This is a genomic window from Brevundimonas sp. (assembly GCF_036732845.1).
In the GTDB taxonomy this organism is placed as follows: domain Bacteria; phylum Pseudomonadota; class Alphaproteobacteria; order Caulobacterales; family Caulobacteraceae; genus Brevundimonas.
Window position 1 is genome coordinate 52620 of the sequence record NZ_DAINBO010000010.1, and the last position, 23464, is coordinate 76083.

The window sequence follows — 23464 nt, forward strand, 5'->3', positions numbered from 1 at the left end:
TAGGTTACAGGAAGGGTGGTCGGGGTCTCGCGTCGCGGCGGGATTCGCGCGCCTGACCCGGTTCAGGCCGCCGCGTAGATCGACCGGAACAGGTCGGCGCCGTCGGCGGAACCCAGCTCGGCCTCGAAGGCCCGGTCGGGGTGGGGCATCATGCCCAGGACGTTGCCGCGCGCGTTCTGAAGGCCGGCGATGTCGGCGACCGAACCGTTGGGATTATCGACATAGCGGAACACCACCTGGCCCTCGCCCTCGATGCGGGCCAGGGTCTCGGCGTCGGCGAAATAGTTTCCGTCGCCGTTGCCCTGGGTCATCACCACCTCGCGGCGCCCCTGATAGGCCGAGGTGAAGCGGGTCTGGCCGTTGGTGACTTCCAGTGTGATGGGCTTGCAGACGTATTTCAGGCCCGCATTGCGCATCAGGGCGCCGGGCAGCAGGCCCGCCTCGCACAGGATCTGGAAGCCGTTGCAGATGCCGACCACGGCCACGCCGTCGTCGGCGGCCTTGATCACCGCCTGCATGATCGGCGACTGGGCCGCCATGGCGCCGCAGCGCAGATAGTCGCCATAGGAGAAGCCGCCCGGCAGGACGATCAGGTCCAGCCCCTGGGGCAGTTCGGTTTCCTGATGCCAGACCATCTCGACCCGCTCGCCGGTTGAGCGTTCGACGGCGACCTTGCAGTCGCGATCACAGTTGGACCCGGGGAAGACGATGACGGCTGCGCTCATGGCGCGGGCGTTTAGCAGGCTTCGGCGCGGATGTCAGGGCGCCGTCTAGTGGGTGTCGAACTCGGAGAGCGACGTGCCTAGCTCAAGCGCAGCGTAGAGTTCCAAAAGATACTGATCGATTGGATCATCGACAGGCAGGTAGCGAATGGACATGTCCTGGACCTCCGCCAGTGCGTGGGCGAAAGCCGCCTCAAAGATGGGATTCTTCAAGAGATCAGCCCGGCCTTCCCCTTTTCGATAGGTGGCGCTGATCCCGGTGGCCTTGCGCGCCCGCTTGAAGGCGAATGAAGCCGAGTAGTGGCTGTTGCTGACGTGGCCCCGCAGACGTTGGCGAAGGTTCCGGGTTCGTCCAACGTGGACGGCCTCACCATCCTGATAGAAGACATAGATAGCGGACGTTCTCGGGAAGGTCGTCCCGCGGATAGGCGTTAGGGGCTGGGCAGCGAGCTGGGCGAAGAGTTGCGGAGGCCTCAGGATGCGCTGGGCATATTCCCGATTTACCGCCTCCACCACGCTCAACCCCGGTTCTCATAGGTCGCCGTGATTTTCGCCTCGGCCAGGGCGTGGAAATGCATGTTGAAGCCGAAGAAGGCGCCGGAACTGTCCGGGGTCAGGTCTAGGTGCTCCACATCCACGGCGTAGACGGTGAAGACGTAGCGGTGCGGGCCGTGGCCGGGGGGCGGGGCGGCGCCGCCGAATCTGGACGGGCCGAAGTCGGTGCGCCCCTCGACCGATCCGGCGGGCATGGTCCTGGCGGAGGCGCCGGCGGCCAGTTCGGTCACGTCGGCGGGGATGTTGGCGACGGTCCAGTGCCAGAAGCCCGAGCCGGTGGGGGCGTCGGGATCGAAACAGGTGACGGCGTAGCTCTTGGTCCCCTCGGGCGCGCCGGACCATTTCAGGTGGGGGGAGGCATCGCCCCTGGCCTTGACCTGGGCGTCGGGCAGGACGCCGCCGTCAGTGAGGTCGTTCGAGGTCAGGGTGAAGGTCATGGCGCGCTCCGTCGGACGAGTGCGGCCATCCTAACGCATGAGTCGCGGCTCAGTGAGCCGCCTCCTTGGCCGCCGGGGTGAAGGCGCGGTCGTCCATCAGGCCGCCGAACAGGGCCGAGGCGAAGATCAGACAGCCGATCAGGATGAAGACGGCCAGCAACAGCTTGCCGATCCGGCTCACGCGACCTCGATCCGATAGGATTCGATCACGGTGTTGGACAGCAGGGTCTCGCACATGCGTTTGACCTCGGCCTGGACGTCATCGCCCGCATAGTCGAACTCGATCAGCTTGCCGACGCGCACATTGGCGGCGCCGGGCCAGCCCAGACCGTTCAGCGCGCCCTCGACGGCCTTGCCCTGAACGTCCAGCACGCCAGGCTTCAGGAAGACGTGAACCTTGACCTTCGACATCAGTGCAATCCCCCCTGAATCACCGTCGGCATGCCCTTCATGATGCCCAGACGGCGCGCCACCTCGGTGTAGCTTTCGATCACGTCGCCCAGATCGCGGCGGAAACGGTCCTTGTCCAGCTTCTCGCCGGTGTTGATGTCCCACAGGCGGCAGCTATCGGGGCTGATCTCGTCGGCTAGGATGACGCGGCTGTAGTCGTTCTCCCAGATGCGGCCGAACTCGATCTTGAAGTCCACCAGGGTGATGCCGACCCCGGCGAACAGGCCGGACAGATAGTCGTTGACGCGCACGGTCATGGCCAGGATGTCGTCCAGTTCCTGGGTCGAGGCCCAGTTGAAGGCCGTGATGTGCTCTTCCGTCACCATCGGGTCGTTGAGTTCGTCCTTCTTGTAGTAGAATTCGATGATCGAGCGGGGCAGGGGCGTGCCTTCCTCGATGCCCAGGCGCTGGCTCATCGAGCCGGCGACGATGTTGCGGCACACCACCTCCAGCGGGATGATCTCGACCTCGCGGATCAACTGCTCGCGCAGGTTCAGCCGCTTGATGAAGTGGTTGGTCACGCCGATGCCGTTCAGGCGCGACATGATGAATTCGCTGATCTGGTTGTTGATCACGCCCTTGCCTTCCAGGACCGCCTTCTTCTGGGCGTTGAAGGCGGTGGCGTCGTCCTTGAAATACTGGATCAGGGTGCCCGGCTCGGGTCCTTCGTAAAGGATCTTGGCCTTGCCTTCGTAGAGCTTCTTGCGTTTGGCGTTCATCGTCGGGTCCCGTGGCGGGCGCTGGCCGTCTGGAAAACAAAAAACGCGCGGCCGGAGCGGGGTCCTGACGGCGCGATTTCGGAATCGGACGGGCGAAGGAGGGTTCGCCGCCTCCTTTAGCGGAAGCGCGTGCGCGACACAAACGCCCGCCTTTGTGACGGGCGGCGGAACTCAGGTTGCGTTCATCCGCCGTCGGGCTATAGACGGCGACGACGGCGGGCCGGACCCGCGACAGGAGCTTCTGACGCCCATGACCACCTTTGACGATCGGGAAAAGGGCTTTGAAACCAAGTTCGCGCTCGATCAGGAACAGGAATTCAAGGCGGTCGCGCGTCGCAACAAGCTGCTGGGCCTGTGGGCGGCCGAGAAGATGGGCCTGAACGCCGACGGCGTCGAGCAATACGCCTCGGCCGTGGTGCGCGCCGACTTTGAACAGCCCGGCGAGGAAGACGTGTTCCGCAAGATCGCCGGCGACTTCAAGGGCGCGGGCCTGACGGTGTCGGAAGGCGAGATCCGCTCCAAGATGGACGAACTGGCCTCGATCGCCCGCGATCAGATCCGCGCCGGCGAATAGGTCTCTCAGGCCTGTCGAAAGCACTCAGGGCCGCATCGGGGACGATGCGGCCCTTTCGTCTTCGGGCGGCGTCGGGGGAAGGCCCCGCCCGGAATCGCGTCGTGCGCATCGGGATAACGACGGTCGCCGCGCCCGGTTCCGGCGGCGAAACGCAATTCGTCAATCGAGCCAGGCGGAGAGTTTTCGCCAGTCGGCCAGCTTCTGTTCAAACGGCCGGGCGTGGGCCGGGCTGGACGAGGGCAGGGTGATCAGGGCCGCCGGTCCTCGCGCCAGGATGCGGCCGCCCAGCCGCGCCGCCAGCCCGCCGTTGAAGGCCACGGCGCGCAGGCCGGGCAGGCGTTCGACCAGGCCGCGCAGATCGGCCGCTTCGGGGCTGCGGATGGCGGCGTCCAGACTGCCGGAACGTTCGGCCGAGGCGATGACGTCCCACAGGCCGATCCCGGCCCGACGCAGGGCCGTCAGCCGGGTCTCATAGTCCATGGCCTCCAGATCGTGGCCGATCACCGCCCCGGTCAGCCGCCAGAAGGCGTTGCGAGGATGGGCGTAATACCGTCCCGCCGCCAGTGAGGCCTCGCCTGGCAGACTGCCGAGAATCAGGACGCGGGCGTCGGCGTCGACGACGGGATCGAAGGCGGCCTTGCGGGTCGCCGCCACGCCGATCAGTCCCCGAACACCCGCTGGAACACCGTGTCCACGTGCTTGGTGTGGTAGCCGAGGTCGAACAGGGCCTCCAGGTCCTCGCCCGGCAGGGTGACGCGCGGGTCGGCCTTCAGGAAGTCGATGAACCGGCCTTCGCCGCGCCAGACCTTCATGGCGTTCTCTTGAACCGCGGCATAGGCGTCCTCGCGGCTGATCCCGGCCTGGGTCAGGGCCAGCATGACCCGTTGCGAGAAGACCAGGCCGCCCAGGCGATCCAGGTTCTTCTGCATGTTCTCGGGATAGATGTTCAGCCGTTCGACCACCCCGGCCAGACGGTGCAGGGCGAAGTCCAGGTGGATGGTGGCGTCCGGGCCGATGCCGCGCTCGACCGACGAGTGGCTGATGTCCCGCTCGTGCCACAGGGCGACGTTCTCCATCGCCGGGGTCACGCTTGAGCGGACCAGACGGGCCAGGCCGGTCAGGTTCTCGGTCAGGATCGGATTGCGCTTGTGCGGCATGGCCGACGAGCCTTTCTGGCCCTTGTCGAAGAATTCTTCGGCCTCCAGCACCTCGGTGCGCTGCAGATGGCGGATCTCGGTCGCCAGGCGCTCGATGGAGGAGGCGACGACGCCCAGGGCGGCGAAATAGGCGGCGTGGCGGTCGCGCGGGATGACCTGGGTCGAGACCGGCTCGACCTGAAGCCCCATCTGGTCGGCGACGTATTGCTCGACCGCCGGGTCGACGTTGGCGAAGGTGCCGACCGCGCCCGAGATGGCGCAGGTGGCGATTTCCTCACGCGCCGTGACCAGGCGGCGGCGCGCGCGCTGGAACTCGGCATGGTACCCGGCCAGCTTCAGGCCGAAGGTCACCGGCTCGGCGTGGATGCCATGGCTGCGGCCGACGGTGACGGTGTATTTGTGCTCCTTGGCCCGCGTCTCCAGCGCCGCCAGCACCCGATCAACCCCGCCCAGCAGCAGGTCGGTCGAGCGCGCCAACTGCACCGCGAAACAGGTGTCCAGCACGTCCGAAGAGGTCATGCCCTGGTGCAGGAAGCGGGCTTCGTCGCCCACGATTTCCGACACGTGGGTCAAAAAGGCGATGACGTCGTGCTTGGTGGTGCGTTCGATCTCGTCGATGCGGTCGGCGTCGAACACCGCGTCCTTGCCCTTGGCCCACAGGGTCTCGGCGGCCGAGACCGGGATGACGCCCAGTTCGGCCATCTTGGTCGCGGCATGGGCCTCGATCTCGAACCAGATGCGGTATTTGGTCTCTTGCGACCACAGGGCGACGGCTTCGGGGCGGGAATAGCGGCTGATCATGGGCGCGGGGTGTCGTGCCGACAGTCTGCAAAGTCAACCGCCGCTCTTGCCCGTGTCGGCGTTCCAGTTCACGACGGCGGCGTCTGGAACCCGGGAGGCCATGCCGTGAATCGTCGCAAACTTCTGGTGGGAGCGGCGGCCGCCGGCGGGGCGAGCGCCCTTCCTGGGACCGTGTGGGCGGGGACCCGCCGGTCGGCGAACGACCGGGTGCGGATCGGCATGATCGGCGTGGGGATGCGCGGTCGGGTGCTGCTGCGCGAACTGGTGCGGCGTGACGATGTGGATGTCGTCGGCCTGTGCGACATCGAACAATGGACGCTGGATCAGGCGCTGAAACAGTTCGTCGAGGCGGGAAAGCCGTCGCCGCGGGTGTGGACCGGCTCGGATCAGGTCTGGCGCGAAATGCTGGCGTCGGGCGATCTGGACGCGGTGGTCATCGCCACGCCGTGGGAATGGCACGCCCCGATGGCCATCGGGGCGATGGAGGCGGGCGTCGCCGTCGGCTGCGAGGTCGTGGCGGGCGTTACGCTGGACGACCACTGGGCCGTGTTGCGCACCCAGCAGCGGACGAACACGCCCTATATGCTGCTGGAGAACGTCTGCTTCCGCCGCGACGTGATGGCGATCACCCGCATGGTCCGCGAGGGCGTGTTCGGCGAGATGATCCATCTGGAAGGCGGCTATCAGCACGATCTGCGTCATGTGAAATTCAACGCCGGCGTCGTGGGCCAGGCCTATGGCGGCGGGGTCGAGTTCGGCGCGCGGGGCTGGTCCGAGGCGCGCTGGCGCACCCAGCATTCGGTCGACCGCAACGGCGACCTGTATCCCAGCCACGGCATCGGCCCGATGGCCGTATGGGCCAATATCCACCGGGGCAATCGCTTCACCCGCCTGACCAGCTATGCGTCCAAGGCGCGGGGGCTGCACGACTATGTGACGGCCGAGGGCGGCCAGACGCACCCCAACGCCGGGGTGAAATTCCGGCTGGGCGATGTGGTGACGACTTCGATCGCCTGTGCGGACGGCACGACGATGCGGCTGACGCACGACACCAACCTGCCGCGTCCCTATTCGCTGGGCTTTCGGGTTCAGGGCGAGAGGGGTCTGTGGATGGACGTCAACAAGTCGATCCACATCGAGGGCCAAAGCCCCGCCCACCAGTGGGACCCGGCGCAGGGCTGGCTGGACCGCTATGATCACCCCTTGTGGTCCGAGTTCGCGGAACAGGCGGCGGGGGCCGGGCACGGGGGCATGGACTTCTTCGCCATCCACGTCTTCGTCGAGGCGCTGAAGGCGGGCGGCGACATGCCCATCGACGTCTATGACGCCGTGGCCTGGAGCGCGATCACGCCCCTGTCCGAAGCCTCCATCGCGGCGGACAACGCCACCGTCGACTTCCCCGACTTCACCGAGGGCCGGTGGCGGGACCGGCAAACCCCCTTCGATTTCACCGGAGCCTGATTGATGAGCCAGCTTGAACTGATTGTCGGCAATCTCGCGTTCTCGACCTGGTCGCTGCGGCCCTGGTTGGTGCTGAGGCGCTGCGGGGCCGAGTTCGCGCTGAGCCAGGTGCCGCTCTACGGTGAAGGCTATGAGGCCAAGGTTCGGGCGGTGTCGCCGTCCGGCAAGGTTCCGGTGCTGAAGGTCGATGGCGAGATCCTGTGGGACTCGTTGGCGATCAGCGTCTGGTGCGCCGAACAGTATCCTGACGCGAAGCTGTGGCCGTTGGACGCCAAGGCGCGCTGGCTGGCGCGCAGCGCGGTGTGCGAAATGCACTCGGCCTTCATGGCCTTGCGCACCCACATGGGCATGGGACCGGACCATCCGATGGTCGGCGACGCCCGGGCCGAGACGCCGGACGAACCGACGCTGCACGCCGATCTGCGCCGGATGGTCGAGCTGTGGCGGGACATGCGCGGCCGGTTCGGCGCGGATGGGCCGTATCTGTTCGGCGCCTGGTCGATCGCCGACGCCTTCTTCACCCCGGTGGCGGCGCGGATGCGGCACTGGAGCGTCGATCTGGCCGCCTTCGGCGACGACGGCGTGGCGGCGGCCTATCGCGACGCGCTGTTGAACGATCCCCTGTTCCTGGAATGGACGGCGATGGCCCAGGCGGAGCTGAACGCCAGTTAACCGGACCCGCTGACCTGAGGTTAAGGGATCGCTGTTATCGTCCGACCATCGGCCAGAACGGTCGTTGGAGCGGCGCGATGCCCGAACCGATCGAACACGACGCGCGTCCCCTGTCGCCCCTGGCGGGCATGGCCTTGGCGATGCTGATCGGCGGCTGCCTGGCGGCGACCCTTCTGACCAGCGTGTTTTAAGTCTCAATCACGCTTCCGAGCATCCCCGTGAAAGCGGGGACCCAGTGAGAGTCTCACCTGCCGCCGTCGCTCGGGATGGTTGGGTTGAGTTCTTGCCGCCGGCCGTCACCCAAAGGACTGGGTCCCCGCTTTCGCGGGGATGAGCGGGGTATGGGGATTACAAGCGAACTCAGTTCGTGCTCGCCGTCGTCGTCGCGGCGGCCACTTCGACCGGCGTGGGCGCGGGCGGCGGCGGGACATAGTCCAGGCCGATGCCGATGTTCGACCGCCCCGCGACCACGGCGTCCAGGGTGTTCAACGGACGGCCCATCAGACGCTGATAGATCCAATAGGCGGCCACGACCTTTTCGACATAGTCGCGCGCCTGGGGCACGTCGATCGTCTCGATCAGCAGCAGGGGATCGGGGTCCGGTCCCAGCTTGCGCAGGGCCGCCAGCATCGGTCCCGGCCCGGCGTTGTATGAGGCGACGGTGCGCAGGATGTCGCCTTGGAAGGCGTTCAGTTGCAGCATCCGGTTCAGATAGGCCTGGCCCAGCCGCAGGTTCACGGCCGGTTGGAACAGGCGCTCCGGCTCGGAGACGAAGCCCCGGTCCCCGCTCAGTTCGGCCGCCGTCGTCGGCATCACCTGCATCAGGCCATAGGCGCCGGCGCTGGATCGCGCCTGGGGGTTGAAACTCGTCTCCTTGCGCGCCACGGCATAGACCAGCGCCTGTTCGACGGTGAAGCCGCCCTCAGGCTCCAGCACCGGCATCGGATAACGGTCGGCGTCGATCTTCAGGGCGTCGGCCGTGCCGGTCGGGCGCGGGTCGATGGTTTCGGCTATGGCCGTCCACATGCGGCGGGCGGTGTCGGTCGCGGCGGTGCGCAGACCGGTGCGCAGGGCCTGTTCCGCATCGGCGCGGCGGCCGATCTCGAACAGGGCCAGGGTGCGGCGTGCCTGGGTGTTCTCGTCGATGAAGCCGGCCATTTCGCGGGCGTCGACCTGGATCGAGACCTGGCGCAGCGCGCCGCGCCGCGCCGGGGCGGCGTCATAGGGGCGCGGTCCCTGGTTCTGGATCTCCGGCTCTTCGCCCAACTGTCTCAGGGCGATCTGGCCGTAGAAGGTCGAGGGCCATTGGGCGGCCATGCGCAGATAGTCGTCGATCCGGTCTTGGCGTCCGCTGCGGCCGGCGGCGCGGGCGGTCCAAAAGGCGGCCCCCGCTCGGACCCAGGGGTCCTCGGTCGGATCGGTGGCCACCCGCTCGAAGGCGCGGAAACTGTCAGCAAACTCGCCCAGCCGCCAGGCGGCCAGACCCGCGGTCCACCAGTCGCCGATCTCCGCGCCCAGGCGATAGGCGCCGCTCAGGTCGTCGGCGTTGAAGGCGATGCGCGCCGCCTTCATCGGATCGTCCGCCGCGCCGCCCGAGGCCACGACGCTGTCCCAGGTGCGGCCGCCGACGCCGGCGGGCCGTTTCGGCTCGGGCGCGCCGTCCGGGCGGCGGCGCAGGGCCAGGGCATAGGCGCGCGGGGCCATCGGCAGGTCGGAATAGTCGTCCAGCCAGGCCGACAGCTCTTCAAAGGTGGCGGTGTAGTCGGGGTGGAACAGGCGCTCGAACTCGACCTGGCCCAGCAGGATGCGGTCCTGGGCCTGGCGGGCCGAGGCGCGGGCCAGCTCCAGGTCGCCGCGCCGCAAGGCGTCGAAGGCGGTGGTGTAGGACAGGCGATCGGCGCTCGACAGGGCCTGCGGCCGCCCGCCCATTTCGCCCGACGCCTCACCCGCAGAGGCGCCCGCCGCCACGGCGCAGAGCAACAGGATGAGCGTCGGCGCGAGGATCGCGCGGTGGAAATTACGCATACGCGGCGGCCCCCTCGGTCCTCGCCCCATTACCTGGTGATTCAGGCCCGTCTCGATTCAGGATGGGCGGTCTTCGGCGCTGGTCGTCAGCCGAACAGAATGCCGGAATTAACCTTTGGACTCAACCTCGGCCGCGTCCAACCGGGCCGCCAGCGACAAGATGTCCGCCCAGGCCTGGCGCTTGGCCAGCGGCTGACGCAGCAGGAAGGCGGGGTGCAGGGTCGGCATGACCGGCGCGGACACGGCGCCTTCCGCCAGCCGCCAGTCGCGCCATTGGCCGCGCACCCGCATGATGCCCTCGTCGGTCTGGAGCACCGACTTCGTGGCCGCCGCGCCCAGCAGCAGCACGGCCTTGGGCCGCAGGATCGCGAAAGCGCGCTCGACGAAGGGCGCGCAGACGGCCTGTTCCTGGGGATTGGGCGTGCGGTTGCCCGGCGGCCGCCAGAAGACGGTGTTGGTGATGAAGACCCGCCCGGTCAGGCCCGCCGCCTCCAGCATCCGGTCCAGAAGCTGGCCCGCCTTGCCGACGAAGGGCTGGCCCAGCCGGTCTTCGTCCGCACCGGGACCTTCGCCGATGATCAGGACCGGGGCGTTGGGATCGCCGCGCCCGAACACGGCCTGGGTCGCCCCCATGGCGCGCAGGGGACAGCCCTCGAACGCCGCGACCGCGCCGGCCAGGTCCTGCAGGGTCGCCGCGCCCGCCGCCAACCTGCGCGCCTCGGCCAGGGCTTCGCCGACATCCGCGCCCGGCGAGGCGGGGACCACGGCGGCCGAGATCTTGGCCACGGCCTTCAGGCTGGGCGTCGGCTTGACGTGGGTGTGGTCGATTGGGGCATCGCCATAGCAGGCGTCGACCCCCGCATCGCGCCAAAAGGCGAGCAGGCTTTCCAGCGCACGAGGGTCGGGAACGGCGTCGGTCATCGGATGCCCGCAGGGATAAGCCTTGACCGCCCTCGCGTCACGTCCCGATAAACGGACGACGACAAAGCGCTGCGCAGGACATCAGCCATGGCCGAGGACACCATCGAAGGCGGCGCCCAGAACGCCTGGCAAGAGGCGGTGATCGACAAACTGCCGCCCGCCGAGGCTCTGGCGGGGGTCGAGCGCGAGGTCATGGAGTATGACGTGGTCATCGTCGGCGGCGGTCCCGCCGGCCTGTCGGCGGCCATCCGTTTGAAACAGCGGGCGGAAAAGGACGGCAAGGACGTCTCCGTCGCCGTGCTGGAGAAGTCGGCCGAGATCGGCGGCCATATCCTGTCCGGCGCCGTGATCGACCCCAAGGCGCTGAACGAACTGTTCCCCGACTGGAAGGACCGCGGCGCGCCGCTGGAGACGCCGGTGACCAAGGACCGATTCCTGGTCCTGGGTCCGCAGGGACAGCTCAGCCTGCCCATGCCTCTGTTGCCCCCGCTGATGCACAACGACGGCTGCTACATCGCCTCGCTGGGCAATCTGACGCGCTGGCTGGGCGAACAGGCCGAGGCGCTGGGCGTCGAAGTCTATCCCGGCATGGCCGCCAGCCATGTGGTCTGGGACGAACCGTCGGGCCGGGTCCGAGGCGTCGTCGCCGGGGTCTTCGGCATCGACCGCGAGGGCAAGCCGACCGGCGACTTCCAGCCGGGCATCGAACTGCACGGCAAATACGTCTTCATCGCCGAGGGCGCGCGCGGCTCCCTGGCCAAGACCGTCATGGCCCGACACGGCCTGGCCGACGCGGCCGAACCCCAGAAATTCGGCATCGGCCTGAAAGAGCTGTGGCAGATTCCGGCCGACAAGCACCAGCCCGGCCTGGTCCAGCACAGCACCGGCTGGCCGCTGGACGAACACACCGGCGGCGGGTCCTTCCTGTACCATTTCGGCGACCGCTACGTGGCCATCGGCTATGTCGTGCACCTGAACTACAAGAACCCGTTCCTGTCGCCGTTCGACGAGTTCCAGCGCTTCAAGCACCACCCGGCCGTCGCCGAACATCTAGAGGGCGGGACCCGCGTCTCGTACGGCGCGCGGGCGATCACCGAGGGCGGCTTCCAGTCGGTGCCGAAACTGGCCTTCCCAGGCGGGGCGCTGATCGGGTGTTCGGCCGGCTTCGTCAACGTGCCGCGCATCAAGGGCAGCCACAACGCCATGAAGACCGGCATGCTGGCCGCCGACGCCGCCTATGATGCGGTCATCGCGGGCCGTGCTGGCGACCAACTGGACGCCTATCAGGCCGCCTATGAGAAGAGCTGGGTCCAGCGCGAGCTGAAACAGGTCCGCAACGCCAAGCCCTATCTGTCGAAATTCGGCACCACCCTGGGCGGCGCCCTGGGCGTGGCCGAGATGTGGTTCTCATCGATCACTCGCCTGAACGTCCCCTGGACGATGAAGCACGGCAAGACTGACGCGGCCTCGACCGAGCCTGCGTCCAAGCACAAGGCCATCGCCTATCCCAAGCCGGACGGGAAGCTGTCGTTCGACAAGCTGTCGTCGGTCTTCATCTCCAACACCAACCACGCCGAGGACCAGCCCGCGCATCTGCGGCTGCTGGACCCGTCGGTGCCGATCGGCGTGAATCTGCCGAAATACGGCGAACCGGCGCGGCTGTATTGCCCGGCCGGTGTCTATGAGGTGCTGACGCCCGAAGGCGGCGGCGAGCCGCGCTTTCAGATCAACGCCCAGAACTGCGTCCATTGCAAAACCTGCGATATCAAGGACCCGTCGCAGAACATCGTCTGGACGACGCCCGAGGGCGGCGGCGGGCCGAACTATCCGAATATGTGACCCGCGCGCCCTTGCGGCGCCGCAGGGTTCGGGCAAGGTGGCGCGATGACGACCGCCCGCCCGCGCGCCCTTCTGTTGTCCGCCGTCGCCGCGGCCGCCCTGTCTTCGACCGCCCTGGCGCCCGCCGCCTGGGCGCAGCAGCCGCCGTCCGCGCCTCCGGTCCAGACCCCGCCTGCGGCGGAACCGACCACGCCCGTCCCGGCCCATGAGGCCGAGCCGGGAGCCGCCGCCCCTGTCGAGGGTGAACCCGGCGAAGAGGACGCCGCGCCCGAGGCGCCGCCGGTCACGCCCATTCCGACCGTCTGGTCGCCGGTGCCGCGCGACGAGGACGGACGCAGCGCCTACGGCCTGTTCCTGGCCGGACGGCTGGCCTTGACGCGGGGCGAGGGAGCGACGGGCGCCGCCTATCTGGCCGCCGCCTCGGACCTGGTTCCCGAACAGCCCGCCGTGCGCGACCGCGCCTTCACCGCCCTGTTGCTGAGCGGCGATCTGGACGACGCCGCGCGTCTGGCCCCGCCCGCCGAAGAGGCGACCGCCACCCTGTCGCAGGCCGGTTTGGTGGTGCGCGCGGTCCAGGACTTCGCCCACGGCCGGGCGCGTCAGGCCGATGCGGCCCTGGCCGCGACCCCCGTTCAGGCGCCCCATGCGCGCGCCGGGCTGCTGATCGCGCCCTGGATCGCGGCGGCGGCGGGCGACTGGACGCGCGCCCTGGCCCCAGTTCCGACCCAGGCCGACGCCCTGACCGCCCTGTTCGTCCGCCAGAATCGCGCCCTGATTCTGGAGGCGCGCGGCCGTTTCGACGAGGCGGAGGCGGAGTTCAAGACCCTGACCGGCTTCGCCCAGTCCGGCGCCCTGTTCCGCCTGCCGTACGGCCAGTTCCTGGAGCGGCGCGGCCGCCGCGACGAGGCCCTGGCCCTGTATGACGCCGCCATCGCCGCCGACCAGGCCGATGTCGCCATCCGCCAGGCGCGCGCCCGTGTCGCCTCGGGCGCCCGTCCGCCTGCCGCGCCGAATTTCCGCCAGGGCGCGGCCGCGGCCTTGATCAGCGCCGCCGCCCTGGCCGCCGCCGAACGCTCGCAGGAGTTCTCGGCCTTCTATCTGCGGCTGGCGCTGGAGCTGAACCCGACGGACGAGACGCGCTATCGCCTGGGCCAGGCCCTGGGCCGCGCCCGTCTGGGCGCCGCCGCGCGCGGCGAGTTTGAACGCGTGTCGAACCAAGATCCCAGCCTCTATGCCGCCGCCCAAGTTCAACTGGGGGTGAGCCTGGACGAAGCCGATCAACCGGCCGAGGCGCTGGACGCCTACCGCCGCGCCGCCGCGGCCGTTCCCACCGATCCGGGGGTGATCCGCCTGCTGGCCGGGCAGTTGAACCAACTGCGGCGCTTCGATGAAGCCCTGGCGCTGCTGAACGGGCCGCTGTTGAACACGGCGGACCAGACGTACGACGTGCATTTCATGCGCGGCGCGGCCTATGAGAATCTGGGCCGCACCGGCGAGGCCGAGGCTGAACTGTGGGCCGCCTTGCAGAAGAAGCCTGATGATCCCTCGACCCTGAACTATCTGGGCTATCTCTGGATCGACAGCGGCGCGCGGATCGACCAGGGCGCCGAAATGGTGGCCAAGGCTTATTTCGCCCAGCCGGACAACGGCAACATCCAGGATTCGCTGGGCTGGGCGCAGTATCGGCAGGGCAAGTACGACGACGCCGTGCTGACGCTGGAGGCGGCGGTGGACAAGCTGCCGGCCAATCCCGAGATCAACGACCACCTGGGCGACGCCTATTGGCAGGTCGGGCGGCGGCGCGAGGCTCAGTTCCAGTGGGCGCGGGTCCTGACGCTGGATCCCAGCGAAGAGCAGGCCGAGCGCGCCCGCCGCAAGCTGGAGCAGGGGCTGGAACCCGTCGGCGCCCAACCCTGAGACCGGGGATGACGTTCGCCGTCCTGGCCCCGGCCAAGGTCAATCTGTTCCTGCACGTCGGACCGGTGGACGCCGACGGCTATCATCCGCTGTCCAGCCTGGCCGTCTTCGCCGACGTGGGCGACGTGGTGACGGTCGCGCGGGCGGATCGACTGTCCCTGACCGTGACGGGACCGTTCGGCGCCAGTCTGGCGGGCGAGGGGGACAATCTGATCCTGCGCGCCTTGCGGGCGCTGGGCCGGGCGGCGGGGATCGGCGAGCCGCCCCTGGCCGTGACCCTGGACAAGCGGCTGCCCATAGCGGCGGGGCTGGGCGGCGGGTCGTCCGACGCGGGGGCGGCGCTGAGGCTGGCGCGCGAGGCGCTGGGGCTGACGCTGGACGATGGTGCGCTGGCGGCCGTGGCGGCCGAGATCGGCGCCGACGGGCCGATGTGCCTGTTGGCCCGCACCGCCTGGGCCGAGGGCCGGGGAGAGCGTCTGACGCCCGAGCCGCGTCTGCCGCCCTTGCCCGCTGTTCTGGTCAATCCCGGCGTTCCCTCGCCGACGGGCGCCGTCTATCGCGCCTATGACGCCGGGCCGGGCGCAGCGCCTGACCGCCCGGCCGCGCCCGCGGACTGGTCGGTCGAGGCGGTGATCGACTGGCTGGCGCATCAGAGGAACGACCTTCAGACGCCCGCGATCGGCCTGGAGCCGGTCATCGGCCGGGCCTTGGACGCGGTGGCGGCGACGCCGGGCGCGGCCCTGGCGCGGATGTCCGGGTCGGGGGCCACGGTGTTCGGCCTGTGCCGCACGGGGCAAGACGCCGAGGCGGCGGCCCAGGCCCTGACGAGCGCGCATCCCGGCTGGTGGGTGCGGCCCTGCGTGCTGGGCGCGCCGAAATAAGCCGCCGGGTCTCGGTTGAATCCAGGGGCCGCGCGCCCTAGGGTCCGCCGTCATTTTTTCGCGCCTGCGAACGCCGGATTCCGCCTTGTCCCGACCGACCGAACCCCAGAAAACGCCCCTGTCTTTCCAGGACCTGATCCTGACCCTGCAACACTATTGGGGCGCGCAGGGCTGCGCCCTGTTGCAGCCCTATGACATCGAGGTCGGGGCCGGGACCCTGCATCCGGCGACGGTGCTGCGCGCCCTGGGTCCGCGCCCGTGGAAGGCCGCCTATGTCCAGCCCAGCCGCCGCCCCGGCGACGGCCGCTATGGCGAAAACCCCAACCGGCTCCAGCACTATTACCAGTTCCAGGTGATCCTGAAGCCGAACCCGGACAACCTTCAGGACCTGTATCTCGGCTCGCTGACCGCCATCGGCATCGACCCGAAACTGCACGACATCCGCTTTGTCGAGGACGATTGGGAAAACCCCACCGTCGGCGCCTGGGGCCTGGGCTGGGAGGTCTGGTGCGACGGCATGGAGGTGACCCAGTTCACCTATTTCCAGGGCGTCGGCGGCATCGAAGTCGATGTGGTCTCGGGCGAGCTGACCTATGGGCTGGAGCGTCTGGCGATGTACGTTCAGGGCGTCGACAACGTCTATGATCTGAAATTCAACAACGACGGCCTGACCTATGGCGAGGTCTTCCTGGAGAATGAGCGCCAGCAGTCCGAGGCCAATTTCCACGGCTATGACGTCGATGGCCTGAAGCGCCGGTTCGAGGACATGGTGGCCGAGGTGTCGCGGTTCCTCGCCATGAAGGGTCCGCAAGGCCAGGCCCTGGTCCTGCCGGCCTATGACCAGGTGCTGAAGGCCAGCCACCTGTTCAACCTGATGGACGCCCGCGGCGCCATCGCCGTGGCCGAACGTCAGAGCTACATCGGCCGGATACGGGACCTCTGTAAGGCCTGCGCCACAGAGTGGGTCGAGCAAGAGCGGGGGCGCGCGTGATGGCCCAGCTCCTCCTCGAAATCTTCTCCGAAGAAATCCCCGCCCGCATGCAGGCCGGGGCCGCGCGCGATCTGGAGCGGATGGCGTCCGAGCGGCTGAAGGCCGCCGGGCTGGAGTGGCGGTCGCTGACCACCTATGCCGGGCCGCGCCGTCTGACGCTGGTGGCCGAGGGCCTGCCCGTCGCCACGCCCGACCGCGAGGAAGAGATCAAGGGTCCCAAGACCTCGGCCCCGGAACAGGCGCTGGACGGCTTTCTGCGCAAGACCGGCCTGACGCGGGACCAGTTGGTCGAACGCGACGGCGTGCTGTTCGCGGTCATCAGCCAAAAGGGCCGGGCCGTCGCCGACATGATCCCCGCCATGGTCGATGAGATCGTGCGCGGCTTCCCCTGGCCCAAGTCGATGCGTTGGGGTTCGGGCAGCCTGCGCTGGGTGCGGCCGATCAAGCGCATCCTGTGCCTGTTCGATGACGCCGTCGTGCCGTTCGAGATCGACGGCATCGAAAGCGGCGACGTGACCGAGGGGCACCGCTTCCTCGGTTCGGGCGAACCGTTCGGCGTCGCCGATTTCGAGGACTATCGCCAAAAGCTGGAACGGCATTTCGTCCTGCTGGACCCGGCCGACCGGCGGCTGCGCATCCTGGAGGCGGCGCAAAAGGTCTGTTCCGACAAGGGGCTGGCCCTGGTCGATGACGACGGCCTGTTGGACGAGGTGTCGGGCTTGGCGGAATGGCCGACGCCGATCCTGGGCGACATGGACCCCCAGTTCCTGGACCTGCCGCCCGAGGTGGTGCGTCTGTCGATGAAGACGCACCAGAAATATTTCGCCGTGCGCGATCCGGCCAAACACGGCCTGGCCCCGCATTTCGTGGTGGTGGCCAATGTCGAGGCGAGCGACGGCGGCAAGGCGCTGGCGGCGGGCAATTCGCGCGTCCTGTCGGCGCGCCTGAACGACGCCCGCTTCTTCTGGGACGAGGACCAGAAGGTCGGCTTCGACGCCTGGCTGAAAAAGCTTCAGGGCGTGACCTTCCACGCCAAGCTGGGAACCCTGGCCGAGCGGGTCGAGCGCATCACGGCCCTGGCCCGCGAGATCGCTCCCCTGGTCGGCGCCGACCCGGATCAGGCCGCCGAGGCCGCACGCCTGGCCAAGGCCGATCTGGCCAGCGGCATGGTCGGGGAGTTCCCGGAATTGCAGGGGATCATGGGCGGCTATTATGCGCGCCTGGCCGGTCATCCCGACGCCGTCGCCGACGCCGTGCGCGACCACTATCGCCCGCAAGGTCCGGCCGACGCCGTGCCGACCGCGCCCGTAACGGTGGCCGTGGCCCTGGCCGACAAGCTGGACACCCTGGTCGGCTTCTTCGCCATCGATGAGAAGCCGACGGGATCGAAAGACCCGTTCGCCCTGCGTCGTGCGGCGCTGGGGGTGATCCGATTGGTGTTGGAGAACGGGGTGCGGCTACAAATCCGCGATGCCATCAGCATGGTTCAGGCTGTTCAAGGTCGGGTCGGCCCACATTGGCATCGCCTGCTCGACGAGGGGGCGCTGGAGGGTGAGGTCCAAGATTTCTTCGCCGACCGTCTGAAGGTCCTCCTCCGCGATCAGGGCAAGCGCCACGACCTCGTCGACGCCGTCTTCGCGCTGGGCGACGACGACCTCGTGCGCATCGTGCGGCGGGTCGAGGCGCTTCAGGCGTTTCTGGCCGCCGACGACGGGGCGAACCTGTTGGCGGGCTATAAGCGCGCGTCCAACATCCTGCGCGCCGAGGCCAAGAAGGGACCTTTGCCCGAGGGGGACGTCGCCACGAACCTGCCGAACCAGCCCGCCGAGGAGATCACCTTGGCCGGCGCCGTCGCGGACGCCGCGACCGCCGTGGACGCGGCTTTGGCGACCGAAGATTTCGCCGCCGCCATGTCGGCCCTGGCTCGCCTGCGCGCGCCCGTGGACGCCTTCTTCACCGCGGTGATGGTCAATTCGGACGACCCGGCCGAACGCGACAACCGGCTGAAACTGCTGGGCCAGGTGCGCGACGTCATGGGCCGGGTCGCCGACTTCGGCCTGATCGGGGGATGACCGTCATCCTTCTCCCGCAAGGGGAGAAGGACGGTTAGGTTGCGCCGCCTTGTGAGTGCTAGCCTCACGGCCATGCCGAATCCCGGTCGTCGCCCATGATCAAATACATCGGCTCCAAGCGCGCCCTGTTGGACCCGATCCTGGCGGCCGTGCGCGGGCTGCTGCCCGATGGGGGAACCGTGTGCGACCTGTTCTCCGGCTCGGCCCGCGTCGGCCATGCCTTGAAAGGCGCAGGGTTCCGCGTCTGGTCCAATGATCACAACGCCTACGCCCACGCCCTGGCCGCCTGCTATGTCCAGGCCGACCGCGAGCGCTGGGCCGCCCCCGCCGAACGCATCCTGGCCGAGCTGTCGGCCGTGGCGCCGGAACCCGGCTGGTTCACCCAGACCTTCTGCACCGACGCCCGTTTCATCCACCCGGACAACGGCGCCCGCATCGACGCCATGCGCGACCGGATCGAGGCGTTGGATCTGGAACCTGAGCTGAAGGCCGTCGTCCTGGTCGCCCTGATGGAGGCGGCCGACCGGGTCGATTCCACCGCCGGTCTGCAGATGGCCTATATGAAGTCGTGGGCGCGGCGGGCGTTGAAGCCGCTGGAGCTGCGGCTGCCCGCGCTGCAGCCCGCCGTCGCCGCCGGTCCCTGTGTCGCCACCCGCGCCGACGCGGTCGAGATCGCCGACCGGATCGAGGCCGATCTGGTCTATCTGGACCCGCCGTACAATCAGCACTCCTATCTGTCGAACTACCACGTCTGGGAAAGCCTGATCCTGTGGGACCGGCCCGAGACCTATGGCGTCGCCAACAAACGGATCGACTGTCGTACGCGCAAGAGCGCCTTCAACAGCCGCCCCGGCATCGGCCCGGCCCTGGCGACGGTGATCGAGCGGCTGAAGGCGCCGAACCTGATCGTCTCGTTCAATGACGAGGGCTATCTGAGCCGCGACGACCTGACGGCCATGCTGTCGGCGCGCGGCCATGTCCAGGTGATCGAGATCGACCGCCCCCGCTATGTCGGCGCCCGCATCGGCATCCATAATCCCAGGGGGGAAAAGGTCGGGGCGGTCGGCCGCCTGCGCAATGTCGAATATCTGTTCGTCTGCACCCAGAACCCGGTGAGCCTGGCCGACGCGGCCTGAGACGGCGGCTGGCGGGAACGCGTCCGCGCCCGGCGTCGTTATCGTCGGATGGAAGAGCTGATCCTGCCGCCTCGCCATGCCCGCCCGGTCGCAAACACCAGGCCTGAGCCGGCCGCCTGGGCCTTGCCGCCGGTCGAACGTTTCAACGGCCGCGCCGCCAACGACGCCGAGATCGAATCGGCGACGCCGGACGACATTCCCCGCTGGGTCATCGTGGTCGGCGGCGCGGTGTTCGCCGCCGTCCTGGGCGCCTTGGTCGGCGGCGTGCTGGCGCTCTGATCCGGTTGACCAAACCGGCGCCCACGTCTCTTTTGCTGATATCAAGGAGATGAGACGATGAAGACGCCCATACTCTTTCTGGCCTTTTCAGCCGTGGCGTTTCCAGCCGCCGCTCAAACTGCACCGACGGAACGCCCTACCATTGCGGTGATCGGCGTCGGCCGAGCGGAGGCCATGCCGGACACATTTCGCATGAGCGCGAAGATAAACGGCCGCGGTGATGACCAGGTCTCGGCTTTGCGCGCGTTGGCGGAAACCCAGCGACGGGTCTCCGACGGTATCCAGTTGCTTGACGGCTTGTCGGGCCTGGTCGTCACCACATCACAAACATCGGTCTCTCCGACCTATGATCTCGCCTGTAGCAAAGACCATTACGACGATAGCAACTGCCCGATCACCGGTTACATCGCCGCAATCGACCTCTTCATCAAGGGCGCTCCCATATCTGTAGCGGGGAATGCGATGTCCTTGGTTTCGGAGCGCGGTGCGGAGTCCGTGACCGTCGAGGCTTTCGACCTCGGCGAGCGCGGTGAACTCGAAGCGGAGGCTGGACGACGGGCTTTCGTGGATGCCCGGCGCCAGGCGGAAGTCATTTCGACGGCTTCCGGTCAGCGCATCGTTCGTGTGCTCAGGGTTCAAGTCCCTGACAATCGGATGGGCGGCGTCACTGAGACCGGAGAAGTCGAAGATGTGGTGGTCACGGCATCGCGTGCTCGCCCCTCGGTGGATATTTCCTTGTCGCCCGCGCCGATCGCCGCCGAGAAAAGGCTCAGTGTTACGTTCGAGATTGAATAGGCGCTTGACCTCGCTGATCATCGGCCGTCCCATCCCCTGACGGAGGAGCCGGCCATGACGCGAACCCTGAAAGGTCTGCGCTGGGTGTTGTTCGGCGGCTATGTGCTGGCTGGCGCCCTGGCCTTGATGGCGGCCACGCCGATGGGTCTGGCGGTGCTGGGGCAGGGCGGGGCGAGCGTCAGTTTCCTGCCCGCTACGCTTCTGGGCCTGCCGTGGAGCCTGCCGCTGTTCATCCTCGACGATGGCGCGGTGGCCAAGCTGGCGGCCCTGGGCATCTGTTACGGGTTGAACGTCGGCGTCGGCCTGATGCTGGCCAGAGGCGGAGACTAGGGGCGGAGACTAAGGGTCCGCACGCCATACGGCCCGATAGGGTGATGCGCCGCCCATCCCCTGCGTCCGCATTCGGCGCGGCCACGCGCTATGGAGCGACCAGTGAAGCTCGGCGGAAGGGACAACGAATCTAGACTAGATCGACTCGATAGACTCGATAGACGCGCTTTTTTTCGGACTTGAACCCTCGGGGCGAGGGCGAAGGCCGCCGCCGGGTCCCGCCGTCCTTCGACGGCGGGACCTCTTGTCGTCAGCGGATGTCGTAAACGCCGGTGATGTCGATGCGGACCGTCAGTTCGCCCGCCGCGACCGGGGTCGAGCCGCCCATGTCCATGGCCTCGGCGCGGGCGTACATGACCGGCGGACGCGGGCTGTAGCCGCCGCCCTCGCTCAGCGAGCGGATGCCGCCCAGCTCGACGCCCAGGGCCTGGGCGTACAGGGCCGCCTTGCCTTGCAGCGCCCGCACGGCCAGTTGGCGCGCGCGGTTCTCGGCCGCGGTCGGGTCCTTCAGGCCGAAGCCGATGCCGTCGATCTGATTGACCCCGGCGGCGACCACGGCGTCGGCCGTCGTGCCGACCTTGGTCAGGTCGTCGATGATCACGGTGACGCGGTTGTTGGCCTGATAGCCGCGCAGGCGCGGCGGCTGGTTCTCGACGTAATCGTACTGGGCCGACAGGTTCAGGCCCGAGGTCTGGACATTGCGATCCTCGATCCCGGCGCGGCGCAGGGCGGCCATGACCTGGGTCATGCGCGCGGCGTTCTGGGCCATGGCCTCGGCGGCCGTGGCGGCCTCGGTGACCACGCCGAAGCTGATCGTCGCCATGTCCGGGGCGGCCTTCACCTCGCCATAGGCCGACAGGTTCAGCGCCGGGCGCTCGGCCACCGTCTGGATGGTCAGGGGCTGGGTCTGGGCCAGGGCGGCCGGGGCGGCGGCGGCGGCCAAGGCGGCGCCCAGCATCAGGGCGGGCAGGGTGCGGGTCATGTCGAGAGTCTCCGTCTTCGATGGGGCCGGGCCAGGGTGGCGCGCGACCGTGGCCGGACCTTGGCCGTTCATGTCTGAACCGAATGGACGGGCGTGTCGGCAGGTTCCATTCAGCCTTGGGGCGAAACGGCGCCCTTTTCGCCCGACGCGGCGCCTGCTAGGCGAGGCGTCGTCATCGGGGGCGCGTAGCTCAATGGTTAGAGCCGACCGCTCATAACGGTCTGGTTGGGGGTTCAAGTCCCTCCGCGCCTACCGACGTCTCAGCGTCCCCACAGACCGCCGCCGCCGCGCCAGCGGGCGTCGCCGGTGGGGCGATCGGCGTTGATGTAGCGGCCGTCGCGGTCGTACCAGCCATAGCCCTGCTGGAACCGGTCGTAGCCTTCCAGGCTGTAGGCGTCGTCATAGTAGGGCTGGCCCAGGCTGCCTTCGTCCTGGTCCCACCAGTCGCGCGGATAGGGCCGGTTCTGGCATTCCCAGCCGCTCTCGGGCCGGCCGTTCCACGACGGGGCGTAGCGGTCGCGATAACGGGCGTCGAAGCGCGGGCGGCAGATGCTGTCGCGCGACCAGACCTGATTGCCGCTAGCCTCGATGACGGCGCGGTCCTCGGCGTAGATGACGTCGCGCACGCCCGCGAAACTGTTGTCGCGGACCACGGCCCGGCCCGAGGCGGCGGCCACGCCCACTGTGGCGGCGCGGATGCGGCTGTCGGTCAGGCTCAGTTCGCCATTGTACAGCACCGCGCCCTTGTCGGCCTTGCAGATGCGGCTCTGGTCGATGGAGACCGAGGCCCCTTCCACCACCACGCCCTCGACATAGCCGCAGATCTTGGTGTTCGTGACCTCCAGGCGGCCGTACTCGCGCGCGGCCCGGACCAGCAGGCCGATGGCGCGCGGCCCGAAATTCACCGGCTGTTCCGAGCCGATCAGGGTGGTGGCCGACAGGGTCGAGACCGGCCCGGCGCCGGGCGTCAGCTCTATGCCCGATTGCGAACCGGTGACCGTCAGCTCATGCGCCGTCACCGTCGCGCCGTCGGCGACGATGGCCGGGGCCACGGTCTGGGCGTCGACGACGATGTTGCGGATGTCCAGCAGACCGCCGTCGATGTACAGGGCCGCCTCGTCGCCCGCATGGCGGAAGCCGACGCGGTTCATGATGATCTCGGCGCCGTAGCCGACCAGGCAGGCGGCGTCGCCCGCGCGCGGCGAGGCGAAGACCATGTCGCGGATCTCGACGCGGACGCCATGCGCCACCGTGATGCAGGGCAGGCCGTCGGGCGCTTGCAGCGTCGGGGTCGGGTTGCGGGTCCAGTCGCGCGGATCGAAGCCGCTTTCACCGATGATGGTGATCGGCTTGTCGATGTTCAGCCAGCCGACGCAGGCCCCCGCGCGGGCGCGGATGACCAGGGTGCCGCCCGGCCGCACGCGGCGCACGGCGTCCTCGACCGCGCCCGAGCCGGGATTGCCGCCGCAGTCGACCAGCACGACCTCCTGGCCGCCGGGACCGCCCGGATGGCCGGGGCGCCAGTCGGGCCTGTGTCGGCCGTAGTCGAAACGGCGATGATTGCGCGAGCGGTAGCCGCGCGTGGGCGGGTCCAGCAGGACGCCGAAATTCGGACGTGTCTGGCTTTCGACCTTGGCGGCCGTCTGGGCGCGGGCCTCGGGCGCCTGGGCGGCGAGACCGGCGGCGGCGGTCAGGGCCAAGACGGCGGCGCCGGTCAGGCAATGACGGAGGCTGATCATACTCACGCC

At 68.6% G+C, this 23464-nt stretch carries 24 protein-coding genes and 1 tRNA gene; 13 read left to right on the top strand and 12 right to left on the bottom strand.

Translation table 11 applies throughout. The features are described from left to right. Positions 1-62: 62 nt before the first annotated feature. The 6 genes from purQ to purC are packed head-to-tail and all read right to left on the bottom strand — an operon-like array spanning position 63 to position 2883. Positions 63-725, bottom strand: a complete 663-nt coding sequence (purQ, locus tag V7D63_RS05635) for a phosphoribosylformylglycinamidine synthase subunit PurQ (RefSeq protein ID WP_333591285.1) — start codon at positions 723-725, stop codon at positions 63-65. A 45-nt stretch (positions 726-770) separates the two neighbouring features. Continuing rightward, positions 771-1244: a GIY-YIG nuclease family protein gene (locus tag V7D63_RS05640; protein WP_333591286.1), complete on the bottom strand. Its 474-nt coding sequence runs from the start codon at positions 1242-1244 to the stop codon at positions 771-773. Continuing rightward, complete coding sequence (locus V7D63_RS05645) at positions 1241-1714, bottom strand: YbhB/YbcL family Raf kinase inhibitor-like protein (protein ID WP_333591287.1); 474 nt, start codon at positions 1712-1714, stop codon at positions 1241-1243. The genes V7D63_RS05640 and V7D63_RS05645 overlap by 4 nt, the downstream gene beginning before the upstream one ends. Before the next feature lie 49 nt (positions 1715-1763). Continuing rightward, positions 1764-1895 (bottom strand): hypothetical protein, encoded by a 132-nt coding sequence (locus V7D63_RS05650; protein WP_333591288.1) that lies wholly within the window; start codon positions 1893-1895, stop codon positions 1764-1766. Beyond that, a complete protein-coding gene (gene purS, locus V7D63_RS05655; protein WP_333591289.1) occupies positions 1892-2125 on the bottom strand; it encodes a phosphoribosylformylglycinamidine synthase subunit PurS in 234 nt (77 codons plus the stop codon). Before purS ends, V7D63_RS05650 begins: the two co-directional genes overlap by 4 nt. Further along, positions 2125-2883 carry a phosphoribosylaminoimidazolesuccinocarboxamide synthase gene (gene purC / locus V7D63_RS05660; RefSeq protein ID WP_333591290.1) on the bottom strand — a complete coding sequence of 253 codons (759 nt, stop codon included), beginning with the start codon at positions 2881-2883 and terminating at the stop codon, positions 2125-2127. Before purC ends, purS begins: the two co-directional genes overlap by 1 nt. A gap of 250 nt (positions 2884-3133) precedes the next feature. Here purC and V7D63_RS05665 point away from each other — a divergent pair, with 250 nt between their 5' ends. Then, positions 3134-3457, top strand: a complete 324-nt coding sequence (locus V7D63_RS05665; RefSeq protein WP_333591291.1) for a DUF1476 domain-containing protein — start codon at positions 3134-3136, stop codon at positions 3455-3457. Positions 3458-3616: 159 nt separating this feature from the next. Here the strand turns inward: V7D63_RS05665 and V7D63_RS05670 are convergent, their stop codons facing one another. Next, positions 3617-4111: a DNA-deoxyinosine glycosylase gene (locus tag V7D63_RS05670; protein WP_333591292.1), complete on the bottom strand. Its 495-nt coding sequence runs from the start codon at positions 4109-4111 to the stop codon at positions 3617-3619. Between the two features lie 5 nt (positions 4112-4116). After that, positions 4117-5415, bottom strand: a complete 1299-nt coding sequence (purB, locus tag V7D63_RS05675) for an adenylosuccinate lyase (protein WP_333591293.1) — start codon at positions 5413-5415, stop codon at positions 4117-4119. Positions 5416-5520: 105 nt separating this feature from the next. Here purB and V7D63_RS05680 point away from each other — a divergent pair, with 105 nt between their 5' ends. Continuing rightward, on the top strand, positions 5521-6876 hold the full coding sequence (locus V7D63_RS05680) for a Gfo/Idh/MocA family protein (protein WP_333591294.1): 1356 nt from the start codon (positions 5521-5523) through the stop codon (positions 6874-6876). 3 nt (positions 6877-6879) lie between these two features. Then, positions 6880-7548 (top strand): glutathione S-transferase, encoded by a 669-nt coding sequence (locus tag V7D63_RS05685; RefSeq protein WP_333591295.1) that lies wholly within the window; start codon positions 6880-6882, stop codon positions 7546-7548. A 360-nt stretch (positions 7549-7908) separates the two neighbouring features. On the opposite strand, the gene V7D63_RS05690 is transcribed toward V7D63_RS05685, so the two are convergent. Both V7D63_RS05690 and V7D63_RS05695 read right to left on the bottom strand, forming a co-directional pair. Further along, positions 7909-9573: a lytic transglycosylase domain-containing protein gene (locus V7D63_RS05690; protein WP_333591296.1), complete on the bottom strand. Its 1665-nt coding sequence runs from the start codon at positions 9571-9573 to the stop codon at positions 7909-7911. A 108-nt stretch (positions 9574-9681) separates the two neighbouring features. Continuing rightward, the gene (locus V7D63_RS05695; protein WP_333591297.1) at positions 9682-10494 is read right to left on the bottom strand and encodes a uracil-DNA glycosylase; all 813 of its coding nucleotides are present in this window, start codon (positions 10492-10494) and stop codon (positions 9682-9684) included. 192 nt (positions 10495-10686) lie between these two features. On the opposite strand from V7D63_RS05695, the gene V7D63_RS05700 reads away from it, so the two are divergent. The 9 genes from V7D63_RS05700 to V7D63_RS05740 all read left to right on the top strand — a co-directional run bounded on the left by V7D63_RS05700 (position 10687) and on the right by V7D63_RS05740 (position 20734). Next, positions 10687-12333 carry an electron transfer flavoprotein-ubiquinone oxidoreductase gene (locus tag V7D63_RS05700; RefSeq protein ID WP_333591318.1) on the top strand — a complete coding sequence of 549 codons (1647 nt, stop codon included), beginning with the start codon at positions 10687-10689 and terminating at the stop codon, positions 12331-12333. Positions 12334-12378: 45 nt separating this feature from the next. Further along, positions 12379-14250, top strand: coding sequence for a tetratricopeptide repeat protein (locus tag V7D63_RS05705; RefSeq protein WP_333591298.1), 1872 nt, complete (start codon positions 12379-12381; stop codon positions 14248-14250). 8 nt (positions 14251-14258) lie between these two features. After that, the gene (locus V7D63_RS05710; protein ID WP_333591299.1) at positions 14259-15131 is read left to right on the top strand and encodes a 4-(cytidine 5'-diphospho)-2-C-methyl-D-erythritol kinase; all 873 of its coding nucleotides are present in this window, start codon (positions 14259-14261) and stop codon (positions 15129-15131) included. Between the two features lie 85 nt (positions 15132-15216). Further along, positions 15217-16122, top strand: a complete 906-nt coding sequence (locus V7D63_RS05715) for a glycine--tRNA ligase subunit alpha (RefSeq protein ID WP_333591300.1) — start codon at positions 15217-15219, stop codon at positions 16120-16122. Next, entirely contained in the window at positions 16122-18194 is a 2073-nt protein-coding gene (glyS, locus tag V7D63_RS05720) for a glycine--tRNA ligase subunit beta (protein ID WP_333591301.1), read from the top strand. Before V7D63_RS05715 ends, glyS begins: the two co-directional genes overlap by 1 nt. Before the next feature lie 95 nt (positions 18195-18289). Then, the gene (locus tag V7D63_RS05725) at positions 18290-19330 is read left to right on the top strand and encodes a DNA adenine methylase (protein ID WP_333591302.1); all 1041 of its coding nucleotides are present in this window, start codon (positions 18290-18292) and stop codon (positions 19328-19330) included. Positions 19331-19378: 48 nt separating this feature from the next. Next, on the top strand, positions 19379-19609 hold the full coding sequence (locus V7D63_RS05730) for a hypothetical protein (RefSeq protein ID WP_333591303.1): 231 nt from the start codon (positions 19379-19381) through the stop codon (positions 19607-19609). Positions 19610-19666: 57 nt separating this feature from the next. Continuing rightward, entirely contained in the window at positions 19667-20404 is a 738-nt protein-coding gene (locus tag V7D63_RS05735; protein ID WP_333591304.1) for an SIMPL domain-containing protein, read from the top strand. Positions 20405-20458: 54 nt separating this feature from the next. Next, positions 20459-20734, top strand: a complete 276-nt coding sequence (locus V7D63_RS05740; protein WP_333591305.1) for a hypothetical protein — start codon at positions 20459-20461, stop codon at positions 20732-20734. Between the two features lie 250 nt (positions 20735-20984). On the opposite strand, the gene V7D63_RS05745 is transcribed toward V7D63_RS05740, so the two are convergent. Then, positions 20985-21716 (bottom strand): SIMPL domain-containing protein, encoded by a 732-nt coding sequence (locus V7D63_RS05745; protein WP_333591306.1) that lies wholly within the window; start codon positions 21714-21716, stop codon positions 20985-20987. A gap of 179 nt (positions 21717-21895) precedes the next feature. On the opposite strand from V7D63_RS05745, the gene V7D63_RS05750 reads away from it, so the two are divergent. Further along, positions 21896-21968 (top strand) — tRNA-Ile (locus tag V7D63_RS05750). A gap of 8 nt (positions 21969-21976) precedes the next feature. Here the strand turns inward: V7D63_RS05750 and V7D63_RS05755 are convergent. Further along, complete coding sequence (locus tag V7D63_RS05755; RefSeq protein ID WP_333591307.1) at positions 21977-23455, bottom strand: hypothetical protein; 1479 nt, start codon at positions 23453-23455, stop codon at positions 21977-21979. Positions 23456-23464: the final 9 nt, after the last annotated feature.